Origin of the sequence: Enterococcus sp. DIV0756 (assembly GCF_051710745.1) — a bacterium.
Lineage (GTDB): Bacteria > Bacillota > Bacilli > Lactobacillales > Enterococcaceae > Enterococcus_A.
Genome location: NZ_JBIOLF010000001.1, coordinates 509,869 through 534,769, shown reverse-complemented (window position 1 = coordinate 534,769; position 24,901 = coordinate 509,869). Strand labels below are relative to the sequence as shown.

22 protein-coding genes are annotated in these 24,901 nt (G+C 40.9%); 2 read left to right on the top strand and 20 right to left on the bottom strand.

Going from position 1 to position 24,901, the window contains the following annotated elements; all coding sequences use genetic code 11:
- Window positions 1-14 precede the first annotated feature (14 nt).
- From IGI44_RS02585 to IGI44_RS02540, 10 genes are all read right to left on the bottom strand, one after another.
- Entirely contained in the window at window positions 15-542 is a 528-nt protein-coding gene (locus tag IGI44_RS02585) for a hypothetical protein (RefSeq protein ID WP_438786208.1), read from the bottom strand.
- Window positions 535-1,974, bottom strand: a complete 1,440-nt coding sequence (locus IGI44_RS02580; RefSeq protein WP_438786207.1) for a helix-turn-helix domain-containing protein — start codon at window positions 1,972-1,974, stop codon at window positions 535-537. The genes IGI44_RS02585 and IGI44_RS02580 overlap by 8 nt, the downstream gene beginning before the upstream one ends.
- A gap of 814 nt (window positions 1,975-2,788) precedes the next feature.
- Window positions 2,789-3,148 (bottom strand): hypothetical protein, encoded by a 360-nt coding sequence (locus IGI44_RS02575; RefSeq protein WP_438786205.1) that lies wholly within the window; start codon window positions 3,146-3,148, stop codon window positions 2,789-2,791.
- 104 nt (window positions 3,149-3,252) lie between these two features.
- Window positions 3,253-3,915: a TetR/AcrR family transcriptional regulator gene (locus IGI44_RS02570; protein WP_438786204.1), complete on the bottom strand. Its 663-nt coding sequence runs from the start codon at window positions 3,913-3,915 to the stop codon at window positions 3,253-3,255.
- An 82-nt stretch (window positions 3,916-3,997) separates the two neighbouring features.
- On the bottom strand, window positions 3,998-4,834 hold the full coding sequence (gene msrA / locus IGI44_RS02565; RefSeq protein ID WP_438786202.1) for a peptide-methionine (S)-S-oxide reductase MsrA: 837 nt from the start codon (window positions 4,832-4,834) through the stop codon (window positions 3,998-4,000).
- Between the two features lie 133 nt (window positions 4,835-4,967).
- Complete coding sequence (gene bglX, locus IGI44_RS02560; protein ID WP_438786201.1) at window positions 4,968-7,187, bottom strand: beta-glucosidase BglX; 2,220 nt, start codon at window positions 7,185-7,187, stop codon at window positions 4,968-4,970.
- Window positions 7,187-8,464, bottom strand: coding sequence for a PTS sugar transporter subunit IIC (locus IGI44_RS02555; RefSeq protein ID WP_438786200.1), 1,278 nt, complete (start codon window positions 8,462-8,464; stop codon window positions 7,187-7,189). Before IGI44_RS02555 ends, bglX begins: the two co-directional genes overlap by 1 nt.
- A gap of 97 nt (window positions 8,465-8,561) precedes the next feature.
- Entirely contained in the window at window positions 8,562-9,395 is an 834-nt protein-coding gene (locus IGI44_RS02550) for an AraC family transcriptional regulator (protein WP_438786198.1), read from the bottom strand.
- A 147-nt stretch (window positions 9,396-9,542) separates the two neighbouring features.
- Window positions 9,543-11,639 (bottom strand): FtsX-like permease family protein, encoded by a 2,097-nt coding sequence (locus tag IGI44_RS02545; protein ID WP_438786197.1) that lies wholly within the window; start codon window positions 11,637-11,639, stop codon window positions 9,543-9,545.
- Window positions 11,620-12,381: an ABC transporter ATP-binding protein gene (locus IGI44_RS02540; RefSeq protein WP_438786195.1), complete on the bottom strand. Its 762-nt coding sequence runs from the start codon at window positions 12,379-12,381 to the stop codon at window positions 11,620-11,622. The genes IGI44_RS02545 and IGI44_RS02540 overlap by 20 nt, the downstream gene beginning before the upstream one ends.
- A 144-nt stretch (window positions 12,382-12,525) precedes the next feature.
- On the opposite strand from IGI44_RS02540, the gene IGI44_RS02535 reads away from it, so the two are divergent.
- Both IGI44_RS02535 and IGI44_RS02530 read left to right on the top strand, forming a co-directional pair.
- Entirely contained in the window at window positions 12,526-13,221 is a 696-nt protein-coding gene (locus IGI44_RS02535; RefSeq protein WP_438786194.1) for a LytR/AlgR family response regulator transcription factor, read from the top strand.
- Between the two features lie 8 nt (window positions 13,222-13,229).
- The gene (locus tag IGI44_RS02530; RefSeq protein WP_438786193.1) at window positions 13,230-14,489 is read left to right on the top strand and encodes a sensor histidine kinase; all 1,260 of its coding nucleotides are present in this window, start codon (window positions 13,230-13,232) and stop codon (window positions 14,487-14,489) included.
- A 47-nt stretch (window positions 14,490-14,536) separates the two neighbouring features.
- On the opposite strand, the gene IGI44_RS02525 is transcribed toward IGI44_RS02530, so the two are convergent.
- From IGI44_RS02525 to IGI44_RS02480, 10 genes are all read right to left on the bottom strand, one after another.
- Complete coding sequence (locus tag IGI44_RS02525) at window positions 14,537-15,508, bottom strand: diaminopimelate dehydrogenase (protein ID WP_438786192.1); 972 nt, start codon at window positions 15,506-15,508, stop codon at window positions 14,537-14,539.
- Window positions 15,509-15,639: 131 nt separating this feature from the next.
- Entirely contained in the window at window positions 15,640-17,412 is a 1,773-nt protein-coding gene (locus IGI44_RS02520; protein ID WP_438786191.1) for an oleate hydratase, read from the bottom strand.
- A gap of 236 nt (window positions 17,413-17,648) precedes the next feature.
- Window positions 17,649-18,689: a hypothetical protein gene (locus IGI44_RS02515; protein ID WP_438786189.1), complete on the bottom strand. Its 1,041-nt coding sequence runs from the start codon at window positions 18,687-18,689 to the stop codon at window positions 17,649-17,651.
- A 223-nt stretch (window positions 18,690-18,912) separates the two neighbouring features.
- Entirely contained in the window at window positions 18,913-19,665 is a 753-nt protein-coding gene (gene map, locus IGI44_RS02510; RefSeq protein ID WP_438786188.1) for a type I methionyl aminopeptidase, read from the bottom strand.
- Between the two features lie 86 nt (window positions 19,666-19,751).
- Window positions 19,752-20,423, bottom strand: a complete 672-nt coding sequence (locus IGI44_RS02505; RefSeq protein WP_438786187.1) for an endonuclease III domain-containing protein — start codon at window positions 20,421-20,423, stop codon at window positions 19,752-19,754.
- A gap of 43 nt (window positions 20,424-20,466) precedes the next feature.
- A complete protein-coding gene (locus IGI44_RS02500; protein ID WP_438786186.1) occupies window positions 20,467-21,096 on the bottom strand; it encodes a CatA-like O-acetyltransferase in 630 nt (209 codons plus the stop codon).
- A 147-nt stretch (window positions 21,097-21,243) separates the two neighbouring features.
- Entirely contained in the window at window positions 21,244-22,116 is an 873-nt protein-coding gene (locus IGI44_RS02495; RefSeq protein WP_438786185.1) for a class II fructose-bisphosphate aldolase, read from the bottom strand.
- Window positions 22,110-23,168: a zinc-dependent alcohol dehydrogenase gene (locus tag IGI44_RS02490; protein ID WP_438786184.1), complete on the bottom strand. Its 1,059-nt coding sequence runs from the start codon at window positions 23,166-23,168 to the stop codon at window positions 22,110-22,112. Before IGI44_RS02490 ends, IGI44_RS02495 begins: the two co-directional genes overlap by 7 nt.
- Before the next feature lie 86 nt (window positions 23,169-23,254).
- Window positions 23,255-24,112: a PTS system mannose/fructose/sorbose family transporter subunit IID gene (locus IGI44_RS02485; protein ID WP_438786183.1), complete on the bottom strand. Its 858-nt coding sequence runs from the start codon at window positions 24,110-24,112 to the stop codon at window positions 23,255-23,257.
- Window positions 24,112-24,879, bottom strand: a complete 768-nt coding sequence (locus IGI44_RS02480) for a PTS mannose/fructose/sorbose/N-acetylgalactosamine transporter subunit IIC (protein WP_438786181.1) — start codon at window positions 24,877-24,879, stop codon at window positions 24,112-24,114. Before IGI44_RS02480 ends, IGI44_RS02485 begins: the two co-directional genes overlap by 1 nt.
- Window positions 24,880-24,901 lie beyond the last annotated feature (22 nt).

The following is a 24,901-nucleotide window of genomic DNA, read 5'->3' as shown; positions in this document are numbered from 1 at the left end:
CTTTTACATCTCCTTTAAAAAATAATGTATTCGTTCCTATTAGTTTCCGTCATTTTTGTGCCGTATAAAATCGTTCCCGACATATTCGCCAGCATCCGCACCAGTTCGCGCTCACCCTTCTTATCTAATGGCAAATCGGGAACCGGCAGTGCACTGATTTTTTGTTCAATTGTTTCTAATACATCAGTGCTTTTTTTATGTGCTGAATGTTCTATTTCTTCCTTATTTGTTTTCGGAAGAGCGCGACCTGTTTTTTGTGTCTGTATCGTTTCATCAGATTTATTCTCATTTTTTTCAGCAGCATTCTCTGTTGCCCGCTCTTGAGAATGCTCCGCCGTTCGTTCTGAGTCTTCCTTTGATTCTTTCACTTGATCGTTCGAGATGATCAGCGTATTACCAGTCGCCGATAAATCAAATGCGAGCATTCTTTGTTCTTCCTTCACCTGTGCGATCAATTTTTCACTGCTATATAAAATCGGCGCATTTGATTGATAAAACAGCAACGAAGGGAGAGCCAACGCCATCAATAAATTTCTATTCATAGGCTTCTCCTTTAACCGTTAATAGTAAATGACCAAACTCAGCCCAATCCTCCGGCGTGGGTGGCCGTTTCCAAATCATTTGATGACAAGGAAGTGTGTCAATCAAAAAATCAGATAAATAAATTTGCGTCTTCGTACTCAATTTTTCTTCGTAACAAATGTTCATAGTTTGTAGGGAGCTCAACATGGTTTGAATGTATTCGTTGTAGCTGCTGCCGTGAGAAAAATCGATACAAATAAACACTGGATCTTCCAATTCCTCAACGGAAATTTGTGTGATCATGAAAAATAAATAATCATAATACAGCTTGTTTCGCTCCTGATCCGAGTGGAAGATCCCTCTATGAGCAATTTTTTCAATAAAATCTTGAATTAGCTCATCTAGTTTAGGGTTAATCTCTTGAAAATACCGCCGTTGAATTTTTGCCACAAATGTCGATTCGCGAAAATGATAAATCAACCACCTTCGATTGATTCTCAACAGTCCAGCGACCAACTCCCCATCTTCCTTTAATTGGTTAAGCTCAAAACGGGAATGTTCGGCCAAGTATTGCAAGAATTCGTCTACCAGTTTCTCCGCCATTCGCATCTGATCTCCCTCAATAATTGCCGTTTCTAGTGGCAAATCAATTTCCATCAATTGACAAAATAGTAATAAGGCGGCAATTTCTCGTCTTTTTTCTTCTGGGCTCAATGAATAATGACTATCCAACCATTTATCCAGATATTCTGTTGCATCATTCTCCACATAGTTGAGATACTCTCGATCCATCGGATGGATATTTCTCATGCGAATCAACGCAATACTAATAAAAAACAGTAGCTTATGTTCTTTTGTTTTAGGCAAAGACAAGTTTAGATAATGTTCCAAATATCGTAAGAGTTCCTTTGCCTGGTGTTGCGTCTCCTTATCAAAAGGACTGGCTAAACCATTGAAAATTTCATAGTATAAACCAAACAAAAAATTTCGGAGCATGTCCTCTTCTCCGATCAATTGATTCTTCTTCAGCTGAAACCCTTCATCCACAAGTTGAGCCTTCAGCCGTTTATATAAGCGATAGGTACTCGACCGACTCACGTGAAGGTCTTCAATCTGCTTGTCAAGACTGGTTTCATTCGTCACATAGCAATGGAAAATTTTATAGGTAAGACTTCGTTCAACTAAAAACAGACGCATTTTTTTTACGATCGCATGTGTTAACTCACGAACCTCAATCTCTCCTGTTTCAAGCAGCTCAATCGTCGCTTCAAAATGATTCTCCACTAACTCGTCCTGAAGTTCCTGTAGATATTTTTCTAGTTTGTAGCGAGAAATCTCTAAAATATCTCCAAGTTGATCAATTGAGCAATAGGAATTTTTATTTAATTCCAAATATTGAAGTAGGTACCATTTATAACGATCATCATCCATCAATAAATCGTTTGCTTGCATTTCTCGCTCCTTCTACAACTGGATTAACTATTGATTAATTTTCTTTAATTATATTATCCAGTTAAGCATTTTTTAATTAGCTAAATAATTTTTTTGTCCTTATATTTTCTGATACAAGAAAAAAAAAGAGATTCGCAACATACAAATCACTTCAAATACGTATTTTAATATTAACATATTATTAATTGATTCTAATAAAATAATTGATTTTTCCTAAAAATTTTCAAGATGCATTATTTTTCCGCATATATACAACATCTTTAAGATAACTATCGTTATTAGTGATTATAATATTCGAACATTACATTCATTTCATTATATTTAAGCATCAAATACACTAGTCCCTTTTTCGTTTAATTCCGTTATTGACTTACTTTGTGACGCCGTTTATGCGCCATATTCCCCTTTTCAATAACAACAATAAATTGTCCCGATGGTTTTTTGGGGATAAAAAAAGAAGCAAAGGATCGCTCCTTTACTCCAAATCGTTACACTAATGTTCTGCCCTTTATTATCAATACCACTAAAAGTCCAACTATCGCACCTAACAGCCTCCCCGAATCAAAGATAAGACAGCATACAATCTACTTGCCCTTCCTTTCTTAGCTAGTACGTTCAAAATTAATGAACGCACCCAACCAATGTCTGCCAAAACTAACAATATGTTTAACATTTTTATTCACTCTCCTAATCTAGTAATATACATACGTAAAAATAAATGCCTATTTCTAAATGAAAGTAACTTTTCGAATGTTAGATTTATTGAATGAAAAGAAGTCGATACCAATCCTGTGCGTCTTGTCTCCATTTAGCTTTAAATCATTCGCTTCGCGATCGCCATGTATTTCTTCAACGTGGATCCACATACGACAGACACAGCAATAAACATCCCCCCAACGATCACTCCCGCCATCACTTGCGGAAACCCAGTCAATTGTACAAACAAGATATTGAATGGGAGATCGAGTATTCCCCAAAGATTCATCATTGCAACTATCGGCAAACCAATACCAATCAGTCCGAAGGCACCCGTCAAAACAGACAAGATCGGTAAAATAAACATACCGGAAAAGATCACCAGCATTCCACCACCCATTCGTTGGATCAACGTTCGTTTCTGTTGACTCCCTGTATTTACACCGACGACACTTTTTTTGCTAAATTTTTGTTCCATTTAAACCACTCCTTTTTGTTTTTTTGTGAGACAATTATACCCCTTCTATGATACCGAACGAAGGTATGTATAATGCTAAAATAAAACTGCCACGAAGGCAGAAATTAACTATTTTGATTGTACATCTTGCGAAATTTCTCCAGACGCTTTCCAGCCTCCTGATCGAAGATCTCAATCCCCATTTTTTCCATCATTTCCTGAAAGAGCGCAAAGCGATTCGATACGCTGTTGGGATCTTCATCATGAACTAAAGGAATCAACCAAATATTTATCAATAACAAGATTACCTCCGCCAGTTCCTTTGGATGATCGGTCTTGATCGAACCATCTGCAATTCCTTCTTCAATGATTGGTTGAACAAAGTGCGGAACTGATTCTGTATAGATCCCTTCGATTTGCATCGCCAGCATCTGGGGATTTTTCAAAAAATCTGGAGCCATTTTGAACATCTCATCTTGGCGAGGACTCTCTAAGGCTGTCGTAAGTAAAGACTGAAGCTTTTGTAACCCCGTCATGTTCGAGTCCTTTTTCAGCAGTTGAAGGTGATCAAATTCATTTTCATTGTTTTGATAAAGCTTATTCATCACACCATCTAAAATTTCTTCCTTTGATTTGAAATGATGATAAATGGCTCCTTTTGACAAACCGCCAAGATTATTGACGATATCTTGGATCGACGTATGTTCATAGCCCTTTTCTAAAAACAGCTGCATAGACACATCTAAAATCTTGTTGACTGTTTCTTCTGGGTATTTATTCCGAGCCATATCTGTTATCTCCTATCAATACATTCGGTTGGTATGTATACAATATATTCCCTTATCGACAAATTGTCAACACTTAAAAAATTTAATTTGCTTTGCTCTTGCCGAAACGTGCTCTGAGTTTTCCTTTTAAATGCTGATATGTTAAAAACTGTTGACGCTCCCGTTTAATTGCTTTGTAGCGTTTGGGTTGTTTCTTATAAAACTCCTGATGGTAATTTTCCGCAGGCCAGAAGGTTTCCGCCTCCCTGATCTCTGTGATGATTGGTTTCTTGTACCTGCCTGAATCGATCACGGCTTGTTTCGTTTTTTCGGCAATAACTTGTTGTTCTTCATTTGTTGTAAAAATGATGGGACGATATTGAAGCCCCCGATCTTGGAATTGACCAAAAGCATCCGTCGGGTCGGTAATCTGCCAATAAAGGTCAATCAGTTCCTGATAAGTGACGATACGCGTATCGTAAATAATTTCCACTGCTTCAACATGGCCCGTTCCGCCGCTGCTTACTTGGTCATAGCTAGGATGGTCTAGGGTTCCGCCAGTATAGCCTGAAAGAACTGAAATAATTCCCGGATGTGTTTCGAAGGGCTCCACCATACACCAAAAACAACCTCCCGCAAAGATCGCCCGCTCTTGAAACGCAGGATCACTGACAACATGCTTTTCCTTTACCGCTTGCTCCGTAACAGTGGCGTTTCCCGTGATTTCCTGATAAAAATCCGTTACATCTGGGGTCAAATTATTTCGCAGCGCCAATGGACGCAGTTCAGCCTCCAGCTTAGCCAATTGCTCGTTAAAGCTTGCTTGATCAGTTAACGCATTTTTGGTTGTGGATAATAAGTAGCGTTCCCATTCGCGGGTATTCGGATTCAATATTAAATTGTAGATTTTCTCTAGTATTTCCTCTTGGGTCATTTGCATGCCGCCCACCTCTGTCTCTTTCGCCGTTCACTGGATTTTCATCTGCAATTTATCACAATTTTGTCGAATAATCGAATAGTTGGATTGAGACAAAAAAAACGAACGACCTTTTGTTAGGCCATTCGTTTTAAAATCACATTAATTCAAATTCTGCTTGTTGAGTGTCGTTGGCATTTTTACCAACAAAGACGATAAACTCACCAGCTTCCGTTCCAAATTGCATATCTTTCATATAATAGTATAAGTCGCTGCGTTGAAGTGAGAACTCAACCAGCTTCTCTTCATTCGGCAGCAATGAGACTTTTTGGTATTTCTTCAACTCTTTGACTGGGCGAACCACTGAACCGGTAACATCTTGAATGTACAATTGAACCGTTTCGAGACAGGTATAATCAGAGATGTTTTTCAGTCTAAGCGACACTGTTAACTCATCGGTCATCTGTTTAGTACTCAAGATTAGTTCACTATATTCTACCTTTCCATAGCTCAAGCCAAAGCCAAATGGGAATAGCGGCGCATTCGGACTATCCAAATATTTCGTAACAAAACGCCCACGATGGGTGCTGCTGTTTAACGGACGTCCGGTTTTAAATTCATTGTAAGACATTGGTAACTGCCCGACATTTTCGGGGAAGCCCATACTGAGTCGTCCAGATGGATTCACTTTTCCAAACAGAATGTCTACTAACGCGTTTCCGCCTTCCGTTCCTGGGAACCAGGCTTGGATAATGGCATCCATCTGTTCCACTTCCTTGGTAAGTGTTAGGGGGCGGCCACTAATTGAAATCAGGATATTTTTTTTGCCCAGCGTGATCATTTGTTCCATGAATTCTTTTTGAATCGTCGGTAACGAAATATCGGTTCGACTGCCTGCTTCTCCGCTTTGCATCGTATGCTCACCCATCGCATAGATAATAATATCCGCCTTTTTTCCGGCCGCAAGCGCCTTGTTTAAAGCAATTTCTTTTTCTTCTGCTGTCATTCCTAGTGAATGAATCTGTTCTTTGGTAGCACCAAACTCGCCTAAAAACTGATAATCCGCTAAAAGATCACAGCCTTTTTCAAAAGCAACATTCTCCTTGCTCAATTCTTTTTCCAAGGCTGCTCTGATTGAAACCACATCGGAACTCTTTCCATGAACAGCCCACAAACCAATTAAATCCTGTTCATCCCCATAGGGACCCACTAGTAGAATCTTATCCTCGTTGGGCTTCAAGGGAAGCAGATCATTTTTGTTTTGCAATAAAACCAGGGATTCTTGAGTAACCTTTCGTGCTAAACTTCGATTTTCTTCTGTCAGCAATGTTCGCTGCTCCTGTTCGACCGTACTGCCACGATAAGGATCTTCAAACAAGCCTAGATCATTCTTTAATTTCAATACCCGCCAAACGGCTTCATCCACTAATTCAGGATCGATCGCCCCTGCTTTGACTAATGGTTCCAATTCATTGGCGTAACAACCCGTTTTCATATCGATATCGTTCGTTGCCTTCATCGCCAGCAAAGTGGCCTCACGTTCATCCTTTGCTACTCCATGGGCAATCAATTCTTGGACCGCTGCGTAATCAGAAATAATCACACCGTCGAAGCCCCATTCGTCACGTAAAATCTCTTTTAATAGAAACTCGTTACCAGTTGCCGGCATGCCATCATACGTATTGAAAGAGGTCATCACTAATTTTGCCCCGGCATCCACTGCCGCCTTATACCCGCTTAAATAATCTTGTCTCAGACGACGTTCACTCATATCAACCGTATTGTATTCCCGACCTGCTTCTCCCGCTCCATAGGCGGCAAAATGCTTGACGCATGAAGCAATTCCTTCAAACATTTCTCCTTGCTCCTGCTGCAAGCCGAGCACCATCGCCTTGGCAAAATCAGCGTTCAGCTGTGGATCTTCTCCCGTTGACTCTAAGCAACGCCCCCAACGAGCATCCCGAACTAGATCAACCATTGGCGCATACGTTACATGGGCCCCGGCGGAACGCGATTCTCTTGCAATTACGCCATAAGCTTCTTCGATCAATTCAGGATTCCAGGTCGCCCCTAGACCCAAGGGAATCGGGAAAATCGTGCGATAGCCGTAAATGATATCAGCCATAAATAATAACGGAATTTTATGGTGACTATTTTTCAAATACTTTTCTTGAATGTTTCGTGTCGTTTCTGCACCAGTCACATTCAAAACCGAACCGACCACATCGATGGTTTCTTGCGTGATTCCCAGTTTCTTTTTCGGTCCGACCGCCAACTCCGCGCTATGAAAAAAATCACCGGATAACTGGACTAATTGACCGACCTTCTCTGTCCATGTCAATGAATCGAGTAGTTCCTTAAGTTTTGCTTCTTGCATTAGTCATTAACTCCTTCAGCTGCTTGTTCTTCTTTATAGGTGCGCAGATCCAATCGTTTGAACCATGGATACCACAAAACTGGTGATAGTACTAATTGGATAAATAATTGCAATAAAATAATCGAAATACTCCCCTGTACTGCCGCGTGAAACCCAATCGGCAAACCAAAAATCGCCTGTACTCCAATGAATTTTGCCACGATCCCAAGTTTGGTTAGGACATAAGCAATAATTAAAGCAATCGTGTTATTCGTAATAAAAGGAAATGCCAAATCAAAGTTCAGAACGAGCGGCGTCCCGAAGATTACGGGTTCTGTAATACCAAAGAGCGCTGGAACAACTGATATCTTACCGACTTGACGATACTGTTTACTCTTAGCACGTAACATCAATAAGACCAATCCTAGTCCTAAGCCGCTCCAAGTAATAATATTAAAAAAGGCTAAACCAACAATATTCGGCGGTGTTAATCCTGCCTGAACCGCATTCAAATTTTCCACGTCCATCGCTAACCACAGCGGCGTAACTAACGGTATAATGACATTGGTTCCGTGAATCCCAAAGAACCATAAAACTTGTTGCAGCAGACTCAATAAAATCATCGCAACAATCGAGCCGCCTACACCTTTTAATGGTTCCTGAATAATGCTGTAAACAAATTGATGCATATTGCCAAATGAGGTTAAACTAAATAATAAATCAACAATTGCGAATAATAGTCCAATCAAAATTGTTGGAATCAATGCTTCAAAGGTTTTTGTCACCATTGGCGGAACACCTGCAGGCATCTTGATCGTCCAGCCGCGACGTTTGATCGCTAAATACAATCGAGCGCTTACAATTCCCACGATTAAAGCCGAGAATACTCCCTGAGCCCCTAACCAGTTTGTCGGAATCCCCATCGAATCATCCGCCATTTTTCCAAGCGGTGTAATAATTAAAAAGCTGAGTAATGAAATAATCGAAGCGGAAATCGGATCTTCCTCTTCATCTAGCTTTTTCACCAAATGATAAGCAATCAAAACAGCGATATACACCGCTAATGCCCCAAGTGTCATAGTATTTACTTTTGATAACAGACCAGTCAATTTATCCAACTTGGCAAGTGCCGGTACCATTCCCATCAGTACAACGATCAATACGGACATCGAACCGATAAATAGCGGACCTAAAGTTGCCATCATAGCACCAGAAATTGCCTGCAAATAAGGATTGGCCCCTAACTTATCAAACCAAGGATTTAGTTTGTCGAACAGATTTGTAATTTTCTCTTTCAATATTGCTCCTCCTCAATAAACGATTAGTTATAACGCTTTCATTATAGAGCCGCTGCCTGCTATTCGTCGTTCCACTTTTTTACGACAAAGTGGAAATTTAATTACTTTTTTTCAAAAATTGCTTGCGGAATTTTTGTGGCGACATGCCAAATTTATTGCGGAAAACATTGTAAAAGGTTTTATTTGTAGCAAAGCCATTGTTCAAGCCAATTTCCAAAATGGTTTTGTCGGTATCACGCATTTCCTTATATGCGGCGTCTAAGCGAATCGAGTTAAGATACTCTGTAAAGGTAATCCCCATAAATTTTTTGTAAAAACGAGAAAAATAAGACGGATTATAATTGAAGGTCTTCGCGACTTCTTCAATCATCAAGTTCTGGGTATAGTGATCTTGAATGTATTGATTGACCTTTTCCATTTTTTCTAAATGTTTGAAAGATTTGATCTCATAAATATTAGTACTGGAAAATGTATTACCTTCGCAGAGTAAAGCAAGTAGTTCATAAACCTTCGACTTTACATGTAAATGATTCACTAAATCATCAGAAAAAAACTTCTGGTAAATGGACAGCAAGCACGCCAGCGCTTCTGCATAATGCTCCTCGGGTATAGCTTTGAATAAAAACTTTTTCAAATAGTGCTCCTCCGTAATTCTTTGGAGATATTCCAGAGGAAACTGAATCACCAAGCATTCCCCTAAAATGGGACTTCTCGTCGAATGAACATGGTTGGAATTAATAATAATGAACTCCTTTGCCTTCAAACGATAAGTTTCCCCGGCAAAAATGACCTCCAATTCTCCAGAAAAACAAAAAAGCAATTCCAAACTTTCATGCCAATGAGGCGGAATTAGACGATCAGATGATTTTGATTGAAACGAAAAAATTTTGTAGGGGTAATTATCCGTCGGTGAGATTTTTTCATATTTCATAAGACTCCCTCGCTTTCTCTGATTTCTTACCTGTAACGTACCCAATTCACTAAAATTAAGCAAAAGAAAAACCTGAGGAACAGTCAGGCTAGGTTCCTCAAGTTTTCTATTTTAAACAAATATAGAATTTTTTCAATTTGACATTGATTAAATTCCCAAGATCCCTTTGATTTTACGGAATGACACTGCATAGACCACCACTTGGTAGAGTACAACCAAGACTAGCAGGACGCTGTCCATCATTAGTGCACTCATTTCAGTGCCGGTGAATTGCCCATCGTTTGTATTAAACATCAGCAGGGTAAACCCATAGATCAGAAGGATTGCAACGACTGTCGGTAAAATAAATAGCTTATTCAACTGACTGAGTACACATTTACGAATGTAGTGATTATTTGCCCCCAAACGTTTTAAGTCGTCGAATAAGCGTTGGTTAGACAAAGCGATTGTGATACCGCGCGTATAGGAGATCACTCCGACAGCAGCTAAACAGATAATCGCGACAAAAATGAACACTAAGAAGTACACGGCTACATTCTGAAAGAACGTTTTCTCAACTAATATTTTCATCGCTGGATAATACTTCCAGCCATCCATCAACTCTGGATTCGTCACTGATAAAGAGATTTTTCGATTATAGCCATATCTCTGATGGTTCGCTTTGGCTTTTTCCGACTGATACGCATCATAGAGATTGGGAACCGCCATTTTTGAAGAAGCCTTGTCAATAAACAACTTATAAAGCTCTTGCGCAAATGGATAGGAAGCTTCTAAATCGGCTACGTTAAAAAGAATCTGCTTCGTTTGATTTTCTTCATTCAACTCCTGCTTGATCGTTTGATAATCCTGATCATTCAATACATAACGCCGGCTGCCTTGATTCACTAACGGCTGGTAACGAACGATCCCCTTAAATTTCAATGGCAGCTTTTCCTTGGTAACAGGATTCATGACCTGGTCCAGATCGTTATCCTTTTCCCATATGCCCTCAGTTTCTTCTGTCCCCTTTACTCGGTAATACTGGCCTTGAGGGATCACGAGGTTATGGTTGGTTTGCTGATTAAAGGTGCTTGCATCAATAAAATCGGCTAAACGATGGTCTTCCATATACTCTTCAATTAATTTTCCATCATCGGACCAATCTCGTTCTACGCCACTCGCTAACAATTCTGAAAAAATCAGTTCTTTATACTCCTTGATTTTCACATCATGCTTTTCTGCTAAACGATCAATATCCTGCTGATCCACTTCATCTTCTGCGAGATTGTAATGCAGCTCATAATCTACTGGACTGTTAGCATACGAATTGGATGCACTATATAATTGTGGCGGATAAAAACAAGCGAACAAACTGGCGGTTAACAGCAAGGCAATAATACTCATATTACGAACGGTTTGTCGTCCTTGGAATTTCATCATGTTAGAGCCGATCAAATCATTGTAATACTTCTGCGGATTTCTGCCACGCTTGTTCTTCATGATGGCATAGGTCATGATGCGATAGAGCCCAACTAAGGAAATCAAATACGTCGCGCTCCATATACTAGGAAGCAGTATCCCCAGGCTTGATCCTATTTTCGGTCCAATAAAACCTAACAACAGACCTACTATTAGTAAGACAACACCCGAAACGCCATATTTCGTCGTTACCGGTCGCAGAGGTTCACTTTTGTTTTCATGATACAAAATCTCCATCATATCGGTTCGCTGAACAAAACGATAAAGTTGATATAATACCGGGACCATCGATACGATCCCAAAAACCACCCCAATCGCAACACCTGTGACAGACAAGCCTAATGACATAGCCTCGAGGTTGGATAGTACTAGCTGAAATACCTGCCAGATCAAGAAGGCTAAACCAATCCCCAGAACCACGCCAACCAGAATACAACCAATCATCAATTGCAGCAGCTCAAGCGTCAGCTTTTGCGATAAATACTTTTTCTTCGCTCCTAAAGCTAAAAACACACCCGTCTCGCGGCTCTTGTATTTTAAGAATAAACTAGCTGCATACAGGATAAAGATCAAACAGCCGATAATCGCAATCGCAAAAATCATCATCACCTGTTTGCGGCTATCGCCGCCGACTGGCAGGGTTTGTTGAACGATCGTGCTGTAAAGCATCACCGCATAAGAAGTAATCAGTAACACCGAAAAGGTCATACAGAAAACAAACTGTAGATAATTTCGCTGATTGTATTTTCGCAGCTTTTTTAAAAGATCAGACATGGATAGCTTCATCAGGATTTTCCTCCAATTCTTTTAGCACATGAAGCAACTCATCAAAGAATTGTTGTCTGGTCCCCTTTCGAACCAGTTCAGTAAAGATATTGCCATCCTTCATGACTAAGACACGATCACAGTAGCTAGCTGAAAAGGTATCGTGGGTAACCATAAAAATCGTCGCGCCTAATGTTCGTTTCGCTTCGATGAAGGCTTCGATCACTGTATCTCGTGATTTACTATCTAGGTTCCCAGTCGGCTCATCAGCCAACAAAATCAGGGGATCGTTCATTAAAGCTCTAGCTACCGCCGTCCGTTGTTTTTGTCCGCCAGAGATCTCGACTGGATATTTATTGGCAATCGTATCGATCCCAAATAATTTCAGTAATTTAGTCACCTTTTGTTCCATTGGACGATAAGGCGCTTGGGTGATAACTTTCGGTACACAGACATTTTCAAAGATCGTTAACCCGTCTAACAGCATAAAATCCTGAAAGACAAAGCCCAGTTTCTTGTTCCGCACCTCCGCCATCGCCTCTTCGTCAAGGTTGGCCAACAGGGTATCGTCTAACCGAATCTCACCCTTTTCATAAGGAATAAAGCAGGAGATGCAATTCAAAAGGGTCGTTTTCCCGCTCCCTGATGGTCCCATTACCGCAACAAACTCACTTTTATCAACCGTAAAAGATACGTCCTTCAATACATCATACTGAACACCGCCAGTAGTAAAACTCTTGTATAAATGCTCGACTGTTAACATTTTTTCTCCCCCTTGTTTTCTATACCCTTATTCTAGGAGAACTCGTTGCCATTACCTATGAGACATCTTGTAAACTTTGACCGATTTCTTGTCATTTTCGGGAATCGATTAATGCTATAATGATGAAAAAAAGGGAGGGATAAAATGTTGGAGGTTGTTTGTTGTGATGATGAAAAAGAAATGCGCAAAGCATTGATTAGACTAATCGAACCGGAGTTTCAATTACTGGGAGTCGATTATCAGCTTAGTGAATTTGCTTCGGGGGAAGAATTATTAAGCAGTAATCGGCTGGAAACAGTCGATCTTCTTTTTTTAGATATTGAAATGAAAAACTTGGATGGGATCGAAACGGCCAAACAATTACGGAAGGTTAATCAGCACGCCGTCATTATCTTTATCACGGCCTTCGCTGATTTTGTTTTTCAAGGTTACGAAGTTCAGGCGTTAAACTATTTATTGAAGCCCTATAGTAAGGAAAAGATTCTTGAGGTTTTGCACAAGGCGTTGGAGGAATTAGAAAGGACGCAGCCAAAATACTTTTTGATTGAGCAAAAGTCTGGCAGTACCAGAGTGGCCTTAAAGGATATTTGCTATTTTATGAGTGATCGCCGTCTGCTGACAGTCATAACTACACAAGGCTCCTATGCTTTTTATGGAAAATTGAGTGAATTAGAGCTGCCTGAGTGCTTTCTCCGCATTCACAATCGGTATATCGTTAATTTGAATTACGTCGAGCAGGTAGAATCCGCCTCTCTTTCCTGCAATCAAGCGCAACTGCCGATCAGCCGGAAGTACCGGCAGTCTCTCATGGTTCATTTCGCCAAAACGTTGTTAGGGTAGGTGGTCGAATGAAGCTTATTGAATTAGTCATCAGTCAAGGAACCGGACTATTTGGAACGTATTATCTCTATCAGTTGATCGAAACCTTTATTCCAGTCAAACAAAATAGATTTCTGCAATTTTGGCTTTTTTTAGTTACCTTTTTTGCTATATCAGTTCCTATTTATCCTAATGATGCTGTCAATGTAAGTGGCATTTTTTTGGCTTTTACTGTGGCTTTCTTTTTGTTCTTAAAAGGCCCGCTCGTTCATAAAATTACGTTAGTGCTGGCATTATATCCGTTCATTGTAGCAGTAAACTTTTTGTTGGAGGATATCGGTTTGAGGCTTTGGCAAGCAAATGGAGAGGGGATCACACTGGATCTCTTTTTACACGGAGTTGCTCATCTGCTTCGAGGATTGATTTGGTATGGAATGTATCATTTTTTCCGCCATGCTATACCTTACACAAAAACGCAGATTACTAAAAAATTATGGCTGATTCTGGACATGATCTGCTTAACACCATTGGTTGCAATGATCAGCTTTATTATCTTTACTCCGACAGACACACGAATGATCTATCCCGCTTCTTTTGCTTGTATCGTAACCAGCATTTGTAGCTTGTATATGACGGGCCATGTTGCAAAGAGCTTTCGCTATAAATTAGAAAATCAAAACCTTCAGCTGCAAAAAGAGTATTACCAAGAACTTGAAGGCAATCAACAGCAACTGCGCAAAATCCATCATGATATGAACAATCACTTTAGTGTCATGCTCAATATGATTCGTCAAGACCAACCGGAGCAAGCAGAGAAATATTTGGCAAACCTAACCCAGCAGCATAATCTCTCAAATCGGATATTTTGCAAAAATACGATTGTTAATGCGGTATTAAATGCAAAATACCAATTAATGCAGGAGTATCAGATTGATTGTTCCATGCAGCTAGATATCGACACGATGATAACCCTTGATGACATTAGCTTGTGCTCATTATTTGGCAATACCTTGGATAATGCGATCGAGGCTGCGAATCAAGCGGAAAATAAGGTGATTTCAATGAAGGCTAGATATTACAATGGCTTTTTCAGCTATGAAATCAAAAATACGAAAAAAAATAAGATTCAGAAACAGGACGCTCGTTTCTACTCAACCAAAGCCAAACCCCAGGAGCACGGGATTGGATTACAATCAGTTCGTTCCATTGTAGAAAGCTATGACGGTACTTTAGATATCAACTATGATGAGGAGCATTTCTCCTTAGTAGTACTGATTAACAACATTTAAAAAGCGAAGTGACCTAGCATGCTAGGATTCACTCCGCTTTTTTTTGATTATAGCAATTCTTTTCTCAAGGTTGCATCATCAACCGGTGACAAATATTTCGGTGCAATATCTAACACTGTAAAGGCACCAAATTGTTTTTCTTCTGCCAAACGTGCGCATGCTCTGGCGTAGGCTACTAGCACGCTGGCAGTGAATTCTGGATTGCTTTCTAATTGTAGATTGTATTCGACCACCTGCTTCGTACTTTCATGGGTCGTACCTGTCCGCAATACCGTTCCGCCGTGCGGCATCGCAGCATGATCACGTTTCAATTCTTCTGCCGAAATAAAATGAACGGTCGTATCGTACTCATCAAAGTAGTTTGGCATTGTAACGATCTCTTCTTTGATCGTGTCCGCATCGGCTCCCGCCGCCAAAACAACAAAGCATTCTCGTAAATGTTTGTCTCGTGTCGTCAATTCCATTTTTTCGCCGGCTTTTAGCTTTTCGATCACTTCGCTTTTAGGAATGGTGTACTGGATCGCATCAGCAACGCCTTCAATTCTTCTTAGCGCATCTGAATGTCCTTGACTCACACCTTTACCCCAAAAAGTATACGTTTCACCTACTGGCAGAATGCTTTGTGCGTATAAACGATTCAAACTGAACAACCCTGGGTCCCAGCCTGTTGAAATAATCGAAACAGTTTGGTTTTCCTTCGCTGCTTGATCGACATTCGCAAAGTGTTCTGGAATCTTCGCATGGGTATCAAAACTATCGATCGTATTGAATTGCTTTGTAATTGCTGGTGTTTGAACTGGCAGATCAGTCGCCGAGCCGCCGCACAAAATACACACATCGATTTTTCCTTTATAGCCTTCCAATTCATCTAATGCATAGGCTGGTGCACCTTCAGTCTCAACATTAGCCGGATCTCTTCTTGAAAATACCCCGACTAGCTCCATGTCCGTATTTTGCTTCAACGCCCGTTCCACACCACGACCTAAATTCCCGTATCCAACAATTGCTATTTTGATCATCCACAATTCCTCCTAATTCTTCTCTACTGATTCATTAAAATTATACTATAAAATGAATACTATTATTAAAAAAATCTCATTACGCAAAAAGAGTGAATCAACCGAAGTTGATTCACTCTCCTAATGAGCCTCTATAATAAATGATTGTCCTTTAATACATCGCCAATATACGTGTGTTCAACTTTCTTCACGAAATGTTCCAGCACTTTTTTCTCGACAAATGGCAGATCCATTTCGGAAAGCTTCTTGCGGTCACTCAAATAGTAGACCGAATTGGCTAAGATTCGGAGATCATACGCGGATGCAAATACCTCTGGCACACCGCGTTCGATATCTAAGAATGAATAAACAGCTTCCATCGCTGTTCGGACGGAATACTCTGTGGTAAAGACGGTATCGCGCTCGGTTTCAGCGAAGTTTCCGATAAAGGCGAGATTTTCTGAGCCATTTGGAATGACTAACGGACGATCACCAGGTTCCCGTAACATAAAGTACGAAGTGATAAACGGCATGTAAACCGGTATTACCACACAGGATTCTTCAGAGATGCGTTTGATTTCGTCTTCCGGTACTCCTAAGTGATACATCAATTCTTGAACAATTTCTTGTCCGCTACATTGCTCGATTGGTTTCTTGATATAGTTCCCAGGTGTGTTAGATAACAATCCATAAACCCAAGTAACTGTCTGTTGATCCTTTTGTTCTTTAAAATGCGGTTGACGATGTGTCGCAAAGCTCATCAGCCAGTTCGAGTCCTTGATGGTGATGATTCCGCCCGTCACGACTTTTCCTGTTCGTAATTTGCGTTGGGTCAAACGGGAAATATAGGGTTCAATATCAAAGTTTTCCCACGTCACTGTAGCTGAAACAAACCAGCTTTCATCTGGCAAATTGTCACAAAAGACTTCCGGATGGCCGAATTCATTCGATTGTTTTGCCAAATTTTTCCAAAGATTCCAGCTGCCGCCTAACTCACGAGTAATGGGAGCTGGGGTATGGTGGTCGCCTTCTGTTGAGCTTTCCGTGATGGAGCCGTTCGTAACGAAAACGAGATCATTTTCTGTTAAATCAATCTCTTCAGCTTTGCCTGAACGCGTCAATAATAGTTTCTTCGCAACCTTTTTGTCTGGTGTTGCTTCAACTTCAATATTAGTTATCTGTGTTTCATATTGGAAATCCACGCCATGGTCATTTAGGAAGGCCAATAGTGGTTTTACCAACGATTCATATTGATTGTAGCGAGTAAATTTCAATGCTGTGAAATCCGGCAATCCCTTAATATGGTGAATAAACCGCATCACGTAGCGACGCATTTCGATCGCTGAATGCCATTTTTCAAAGGCAAACATGGAGCACCAGTACAACCAGAAATTCGAGTCAAAAAATTCATCGCCAAAAACGTCTTCGATTTTTTTACCGATCAGTTGATCCTCCGAAGTCATGAAAAGCTCTACTAATTCTTTTTGCGCCTTTTTTGATAATGTAAAATCGCCATCATCTGCTGCCCGTTCTCCTCGATTATGAATGATCCGACAATTGGATGAATTTGGATCATCATGATCCAACCAATAAAACTCATCTAAAACAGAAGCATCTTCTACCTCTAGTGATGGCACTGAGCGGAACAAATCCCATAAGCATTCAAAGTGATTTTCCATTTCTCGGCCGCCACGGGTCACAAAACCATCATGGGGAATAAATTTCCCATCTAATGAACCACCAGATAAAGAAAGTTCCTCAAAAATGTGGATGTGCTCGCCCTTCATTTGACCATCGCGGATCAAAAAGACAGCCGCTGCTAAACCTGCTAACCCAGCACCAACGATATAGGCGCTCTTGTCATCTACGCCCGCCGGTTTTCTTGGTCTGGCAAACGCTTCATAATTCCCATTCGTATATCTCATGATGATTCCCCCTTCAATTTGTTAAATCAAGCTTACCAATAGCCCAAAATAATTGAAAATAAGACGCTTCCAAGTCGTCAAAAAGTTAGACTATTTTACGGATTTGTCTAAAAAAAAGGGGGATTTGTTCACTGACTACATTTTGGTTCGCAAAAAAATGTGCTTCCTTTTTATTTGTCGCTTTATAAAAGCAATCTGGTTTTTGCCAAATAGGTTCCCCTAGCTAAGCAAGCACGCTATTTTCGCTTGTTCCGCTTTCGATTCTTCCTCCGTCCTAGTGCGCTGTTCACTTTCTGTTCCTTCTTTTTGTCCTCTCGGTGATTCTGGATCTGTTCTTTGTTTTTGCCCAAACGCTTATAGGAGTTATCTGGTTTTTGATGGAGTCCCATTGATTTATCTGCAGCAGCCTTTTTCTTCGGTTCCTTAGCTATTGGTTGGCTCTTTCCCTTAGTAGGATCATCTGGCAGCGTGTCTTTTTTTGGAGGGGTTGAAGCGCTCTTTTTCACTGCAGTGTTTGAGATCGCGGCAGGCTCAATGGCTGCTTCCTTACTTGTTGAAGCGGCGCCTTCCTGATTTTTAGTGATCGCCACAGATCTTTGAGGTGCTTGTTTCGCAGTAGCGATGGTTTCTGTTTCCTTTGCTGTTGTGTTTGATTTCTGGCGTGAATTATGAGCAGTTGCAATGACTTTTCCGGACGTTTGGTAACTCACATAAGTTGCGTATTTTCGCACTCCAGCGGTATCAAAAATGCTTAACGTCGTCAAAATGTTCAACACATGGATGGTCAACGCCTCATCAATTGTTGAATCGGTTTCTCGAATCGTCAATTTATGTTTTTTCCCTACAGTATCCTCAAAGATGGCTTCCACACGATAAACAAGACCCTCAATGTGATTATCGAGTGTCCCGACTTGATCTAAATACCCTTTATATAAACGTGCTTCTTCCGTCTGTGCAAGATAATTTGCTCGATCGGCAAACAATCGTTTTATCACTGCTTCCCATTCACTTAGGTTAAAATATCCCTCGAAATAGGGCATATATCGGCGCATACTAGCCGTTGGTTCTGCTGAAAAATAGACCTCTCGAATCAACTCTTTGATTAACTCTGCAAAGGCGCGCATACAGAAAAAATTCCTTACCAGAATAGCAACTCCGTATTCAATCAATGAGTCCACGTCTTTTGTTTGATCATAATAAGCCCGTACTCTTTTCTCTAAATTCTCGAATTTCATCAGAAATAACTGTCTCTCAGCTAGCTTAGCTACACCCATCATTCACCCTCCGTTTTAAACCGTTTTCATTTTTTAATATTTATATAATATAACAGCGAAAACAGATTTGTAAATAGATTTTCGACCGACTTTTATTTTTTAGATCGTCTAAAAAGTTTGAGTTGAGAAAGTTATTTCCTTGAATAAAATTCATCAGAAAAAAGATAAAAATTTTAAAAAATAACGAACAAAGAGAATTCGTTTCCACGAATTCTCTTTGTTCTAATTAGGCCTTTTGTTGTGTCATAATCACTGGACCCTCTTTAGTAAGCGCGATGGAATGCTCATATTGAGCGCAAAAGCTGCCATCTAACGTGCGGGCAGTCCAGCCATTTCCATCAATACCTGCTTCCCAAGTGCCAGTCGTAATCATTGGTTCGATCGTGATGGTCATTCCTTCTTTTAATCGTGTGCCTTTTCCAGCAGCTCCAAAATGCGGAAAGAACGGTTCCTCATGAATCGTTGGTCCGATGCCGTGAGCTAGAAAATCTTGGACCACACCATAGCCTTTTCCCTCAGCATAGGTTTGAATCGCATGACCGATATCACCCACTCGATTTCCCACCTGCGCCTGAGCGATCCCGATCATCAACGCTTCTTTTGTCACATCCATCAAGGCTTGATGTTCTGGTGTGATTTCACCGACTGCATACGTCCAGCAGCTATCTGAGATGGCGCCATGATAATCCACGCAAAAATCAACCTTTAAAACATCTCCGGATTTTAACCGATAATTTGAAGGAAAGCCATGACAGATTTCATCGTTCACGCTGGTACATGTGGCGAATTCATAGCCTTCAAAGCCAATTTGCGCGGCTGTCGCTCCGGCAGACTCAATTTGATGCTGAACAAATTGGTCAATTTCTTTTGTAGTAATCCCTGGCTTGATAATTTCCCGTAATTGTTCATGAATACTGGCTAAAATTGCGCCCGATTCTTTCATCTGATCGATTTCTCGTTTTGATTTTAATGTGACCATTTCATTGCTCCTTATTCATTTTCCTTATTTAATACATTTCGCTTAATCCTTGAAAGTTATACCACGAAAGACTTTTGAAGGAAAGCTTAGACTCTTTTTGACTGCTTTTCCTCGTTTGCGCTTAACTTCAACTTAAAGTTTTTCAATGGACCGCTTTGCCAAACCTCGTCATTTTTTAAATATACCTGTCCATATTCAATAATCCAGCCATGTAAATTTTGTGCTCGAAGCGTATCCATTGTTTCAGGCCAGACAATCCGTTGTTTCAATTGCTTATAACCAGTCGAAGCGAAACCAAATTTTTCAAACATGCGTTGCGCGTACTTATCTGCGATAAAGGTTGACTGATCGAAGACATACACCGATAGGACGTCCGCCGTCTCTTCACCAATCCCCTTAATCCCTAATAATTCTTTCCGTAATACAGGAAATTCTTTGTCTGCGACCGCCGATAAATTAAATTGATAGCTCTCCAGCCAAGTCAATAAGGCGATAATCGTCTTCGATTTGCCCTTGTAGAATCCGCTTGGTCGAATCAATTCCTGGAGCTGGATCATTTCCAGAGCCAAAATTTCTTCTGGTAAAAAATGGGTCGCTTGATACAAATTTTTCAGAGCATAATCGACATTTCGCCAATTGGTATTCTGAACCAGGACTGCTCCTAGTAAAATTTCCCACTTATTATCCGTATCCCACCAGCGCTTATGTACCATGTTTCGGCTAAACGCTTCGTACAATTCTTCAATATTTGTAATCATTGTTCTTCCTCACCAACAACTATTTGATTTGCTGTCCATTATATTAGAAAGCGTCTAAATATGCTTGTAAAGTATCCGCCAGTTTTCCAACATGCAAGCCATCGACAAAGGAATGGTGCGCTTGAATAGAGAATGGCAGCAGTGTTCGACCGTCACGCTGAAAATATTTTCCCCAATCAAATAGTGGCGTGGCATTATCCTTTTTACCCGAATTGGTGTGTGAAATATGCGTATAGCTAATCCAAGGCATGGGTGAAAATTGAAAGACATCATTGCCTAAAGGACCGGTGAAATATTCCTGCTGTTCCTCTGCTGTTTTAGCAGCTAACGCGATATACTCTTCAAGATTTTCTACTAATGGAACATTCACGACCTTAAACAGCTCAGTTTCCTGATTTAGGTAGGTAAAGGCGGTATCGATTTTTTCATAAAGAACCACCTTGCCGTCGACAAACCGATAGCGAAATTCTTCAATTTGATTGGCACAAACAGAAACACTATGAACCATCGCAAACGTAAAAGAATGCTCCTTTTCGCGAATTTTTTTAAGAAAATTTGTAATGTCGAGCTCAAAACTCACACAAAAAGCCGGCTCTACACTATTTCTGAACACCTGACAATGCATCGCTCGTTTCCAATTCTTTTCATCGATTCGCACAAACTGATTTCCCATTTTGACACCTTCCTTATCCTTTTTCATCTTTCTTTTACTATTTTCTTTTACTATTTCTTTTACTATAAAGTAGACTGCTGGGAAAGGCAAAACCACCCCGACTAGTCAACAAAATTAGTCGGGATGGTTTTCTATTGGTATTTTCACTTATAACCGATTAAAGATTCGCAACGCTTGGGAGACATTTTCTTTAACCGCAGCAGTAGCATGTAACGATACCTCATCAAAAAATAATTCGTTCTGTTGCGTAGTATTTACGAGCCTTTTCACCGATTCTCCTGCTGTCAAATTCATATACGTATAGTAGTTAATTTTACGAATCCCTGCAGTAATTGCTTTTCCATAGTCCTCTTCAGAAACACCTGAGCCGCCATGCATCACTAATGGGCAGCCATTGACAGCCGTTCGAATCGCAGCAATCCGTTCAAAATCCAGATTTGGCTCAGCAAAATATTTTCCATGAACCGTACCAAATGAGACAGCCAGACTATCAACTTGAGTGGCCTCAACAAAGCTTTTTGCTTGATCAGGATTCGTGAATAAATCACTATTTTCAAGCTCATCTTGCGTAGATTCGCGGCCTTCTCCACTACCTACAGATGAGTTCGTCATCTCGCCTAATTCAGCCTCAACAGAAACATTCACGCTGTGAGCGATCTGGGCTAGTTCCGCCGTTTCCTTGACATTCGTTTCATATTCTTTCAAAGAAGCATCATACATAATTGAAGTAAAACCCAAACGAATCGCCTTTATACATGCTGTTAAACTAGACCCATGATCTAAATGCACCGCAACTGGTACCTTCGCTTGCTTGGCATAGTGAATCATCAAGGGGCCGATTTCCTCTAATGCAATAAGGTTCTCGTGAACTTCAGCATGCTGGATAATTACCGGCACCTCCAACATTTCCGCAGCTTGGATTACCCCTCGCAGAGCTTCAAGATTTGGCACGTTAAACGCCCCTACCGCTCGTTGCTTTTTTTCAGCCTCTGCCAATAATTCTTTTACGGTCACTAACATGTCGCCGTCCCTCTTTCCTGCTCAAAATCAATGATAATTCGAAAGGCCTCGCTGTTTACCGCTTCTTCAAAGGCTGCTTCGATCTGGCTTAATGGATAAATCTTCGAAACAAACGGCTTCACATCAACGATTCCATGACTGATCAAGCGAGTCGCCCGAATGAAATCACGCTTATTCGAATTCGCGGTTCCTTTTATTTTCTGTCCGGTTTTATGGAGATGATCAAATTTTATTCCTACCGGTTCATCTGGGTAATACGAGGAATATAGAATCATTGTTCCGGTATTTGACAAGCTGTTTAATAAATCAGGGATTAAGTTAGAAATCGGGGTCGTGTTAAAAATAATTTGTGCACCTAAATTTTCCGTAAAGCCCCGAACTTTTTCTTCTAAATCTTCCTTCACTGGATTCACAACAGCGTTCGCACCCAAGTCTGTCGCTAATTTTAAGCGTTCCTCATTAGGATCTGAAACGAGCACGACTGCCCCTCTTTTTTTCGCCAATTGCAGATGGAGCATCCCCATAATTCCTGCTCCGACAATCAATACATAATCGCCGAAATTTACTTCCGCCGTTTCAACACTATGAATGACACAAGATAACGGCTCGGTTAAGGAAGCCTCTTCTGGCCGAACATGTTGATAATGGAAAAGATTCGCCGGATCAACGACCAGATACTCAGATAACCCGCCCATTCCTTTATGCGGCAGGCCCGGCTGTTGTTTGCTATGGTCAAAATTCAGACAATTTTGCTCCTCTCCGATTCGACAGTAGTAGCAGTGACCGCAGGCTAGATTGGTTCCAAAAACAACTTTATCTCCTTTACTCCAATCCCCCTCGACAGTGTCTCCGATATGAACAATTTCCCCGGCAATCTCATGTCCGCCGATAAATGGATAGTCCACTTTTTTCACACCGGTATAAACGCGCTGTTCCCAAGTACAAATAGCACACGTATCAATTCTCAATAAAAGCTTGTCTCCTGGTACTTCTGGTACTGGCACCTCTTCTATCACTATGTTTTTCACATCATGAAATACGGCTGTTTTCATGTTCATCGCTCCTTCATTTCTTTTAAATCAAGCACAAAAACGACGTTAGATAAAAAGACAGTTTCCTTCCAACGTCGTTATTCAGCTTATATTGAGTTCACAATTAAGCCGATCGCGGCTAAAATCGCGCCACCAACAATTTGGATGACCAATACTTTTGTTGGTGTATATTTCTTATGCTTCAATAAATAATAGGTTAACAATGTCACTCCTAGCGGCAGGATCCCTTTGACCAGCGCATCTAACACATCGGTTTGAATCGACAGGTTCTCTTTTCCACTTAAATGTATGCTTAATGGCGTAGCAATCTTAACAAAATTCGCAGCCAATGAGCCGATAACGATCGCCCCTAAGGTTTGCGAGAAGGTCATGATGTAGGAAAGTCGTCCGCCAGCCATCATCTTTTGAATCCCTTCTTTTCCTTGCTCATAGCCTTGAATCCATAAGAAGTAAGCAATGACAGTCATAATGATCCAATGAAGGGCAAAGAACATGACAGGTCCCATGAAGATATTACCCTTCGCGCCAAAGGGCAGCGTAAAGGAGAGCAAGATTGGTATCAGCGTTCCTTGCCACAAGGTATCGCCAATCCCGGCTAAGGGACCCATTAACCCTGTTTTCAGGCCGTTGATCGTTTGATCATTAATATCTGCTCCCAATGCTCGTTCTTCTTCCATCGCAATCGTCATGGCTAAAATAGGACCGCCAAAGGATGGTTCGGTATTAAAAAATTGCATGTGGCGTTCCAAAGCTGATTTCATTTCGTCCTCGTCCTTGCCATAAAGCTTTTTCAAAATTGGACTAAAGGCATGAACCACCCCAGTAGCCTGCAAACGTTCATAGTTGTAGTTTGCATGAGAGAAAAACGTCCAGCGCCAAAAGGCTTTAACGACATCCTTTTTCGTTAATAATTTTTCTTTTTTTATTTCCGCTGTCTGCTCCATTATGCCAACCCTCCATTTTTATCTTTCAAATACAACTCTGTGAAGACATAGCCGATGATCCCTGCAAAAACGGCGATCGGTACAGAAGGCAATCCTGAATAGGTAGCTAACATAAAGCCGAAAGTGAAAAATAATAAGGTGCCTTTTCCATTCATCGCACGCAGGTTCATAGCAATCCCCAATGCAGGCAAGATGCCGCCGATCGCGGAAAGAACATCTAGCGGACGGCCACTTAACGCATCCACGATCCCTTCAACTGCATCCGCTCCTAGATAAGCGGCTAACGCAACAGGCACGACAGTGATCAAAAGTAAAAATAATTGCGGTGGAACAATATGAAGCCAGTTGATTCGATCAATTTTTCCCTCTTCGGCTGCTTTGTCCGCCATATGCACAAAGGTAATATCCACAGTCATATGAGCGACCCAAATCAAGGTTCCTAACAAGCCGATCGGAACAGCTAAAGTGACAGCTACAGCCGGTTCAACCTTGGCCGCCATTGCTAAAGCGGTTCCAAGAGTTCCTGCAAGTGCGGGGTCCATCGCAACCGTTCCGCCGGCTGAGATAAACGCCAGATACGGCAGATTGATTGCCGCACCAATAATACATCCTTGCACCGGATCGCCTAAAATCAAGCCGACAACTGTCCCATTCACCAACGGACGCATCCAACCATGCGTGCCGACTAATGAAAGCCAAGGGGTTCCATTAATTCCAAGATAATAAACAACGCCAATTAGTATCGCTTGGACTAGACTAATTTTCATTTCTCCACTTCCTTCACTTTTT

Bases quoted from the DNA above. Each gene is read 5' to 3' on its own strand.
- IGI44_RS02585 (WP_438786208.1), bottom strand. From the start codon at position 542: ATGAATAGAAATTTATTGATGGCGTTGGCTCTCCCTTCGTTGCTGTTT.
- IGI44_RS02580 (WP_438786207.1), bottom strand. From the start codon at position 1,974: ATGCAAGCAAACGATTTATTGATGGATGATGATCGTTATAAATGGTAC.
- IGI44_RS02575 (WP_438786205.1), bottom strand. From the start codon at position 3,148: ATGGAACAAAAATTTAGCAAAAAAAGTGTCGTCGGTGTAAATACAGGG.
- IGI44_RS02570 (WP_438786204.1), bottom strand. From the start codon at position 3,915: ATGGCTCGGAATAAATACCCAGAAGAAACAGTCAACAAGATTTTAGAT.
- msrA (WP_438786202.1), bottom strand. From the start codon at position 4,834: ATGCAAATGACCCAAGAGGAAATACTAGAGAAAATCTACAATTTAATA.
- bglX (WP_438786201.1), bottom strand. From the start codon at position 7,187: ATGCAAGAAGCAAAACTTAAGGAACTACTCGATTCATTGACATGGACA.
- IGI44_RS02550 (WP_438786198.1), bottom strand. From the start codon at position 9,395: ATGAAATATGAAAAAATCTCACCGACGGATAATTACCCCTACAAAATT.
- IGI44_RS02545 (WP_438786197.1), bottom strand. From the start codon at position 11,639: ATGAAGCTATCCATGTCTGATCTTTTAAAAAAGCTGCGAAAATACAAT.
- IGI44_RS02540 (WP_438786195.1), bottom strand. From the start codon at position 12,381: ATGTTAACAGTCGAGCATTTATACAAGAGTTTTACTACTGGCGGTGTT.
- IGI44_RS02535 (WP_438786194.1), top strand. From the start codon at position 12,526: ATGTTGGAGGTTGTTTGTTGTGATGATGAAAAAGAAATGCGCAAAGCA.
- IGI44_RS02530 (WP_438786193.1), top strand. From the start codon at position 13,230: ATGAAGCTTATTGAATTAGTCATCAGTCAAGGAACCGGACTATTTGGA.
- IGI44_RS02525 (WP_438786192.1), bottom strand. From the start codon at position 15,508: ATGATCAAAATAGCAATTGTTGGATACGGGAATTTAGGTCGTGGTGTG.
- IGI44_RS02520 (WP_438786191.1), bottom strand. From the start codon at position 17,412: ATGAGATATACGAATGGGAATTATGAAGCGTTTGCCAGACCAAGAAAA.
- IGI44_RS02515 (WP_438786189.1), bottom strand. From the start codon at position 18,689: ATGATGGGTGTAGCTAAGCTAGCTGAGAGACAGTTATTTCTGATGAAA.
- map (WP_438786188.1), bottom strand. From the start codon at position 19,665: ATGGTCACATTAAAATCAAAACGAGAAATCGATCAGATGAAAGAATCG.
- IGI44_RS02505 (WP_438786187.1), bottom strand. From the start codon at position 20,423: ATGATTACAAATATTGAAGAATTGTACGAAGCGTTTAGCCGAAACATG.
- IGI44_RS02500 (WP_438786186.1), bottom strand. From the start codon at position 21,096: ATGGGAAATCAGTTTGTGCGAATCGATGAAAAGAATTGGAAACGAGCG.
- IGI44_RS02495 (WP_438786185.1), bottom strand. From the start codon at position 22,116: ATGTTAGTGACCGTAAAAGAATTATTGGCAGAGGCTGAAAAAAAGCAA.
- IGI44_RS02490 (WP_438786184.1), bottom strand. From the start codon at position 23,168: ATGAAAACAGCCGTATTTCATGATGTGAAAAACATAGTGATAGAAGAG.
- IGI44_RS02485 (WP_438786183.1), bottom strand. From the start codon at position 24,112: ATGGAGCAGACAGCGGAAATAAAAAAAGAAAAATTATTAACGAAAAAG.
- IGI44_RS02480 (WP_438786181.1), bottom strand. From the start codon at position 24,879: ATGAAAATTAGTCTAGTCCAAGCGATACTAATTGGCGTTGTTTATTAT.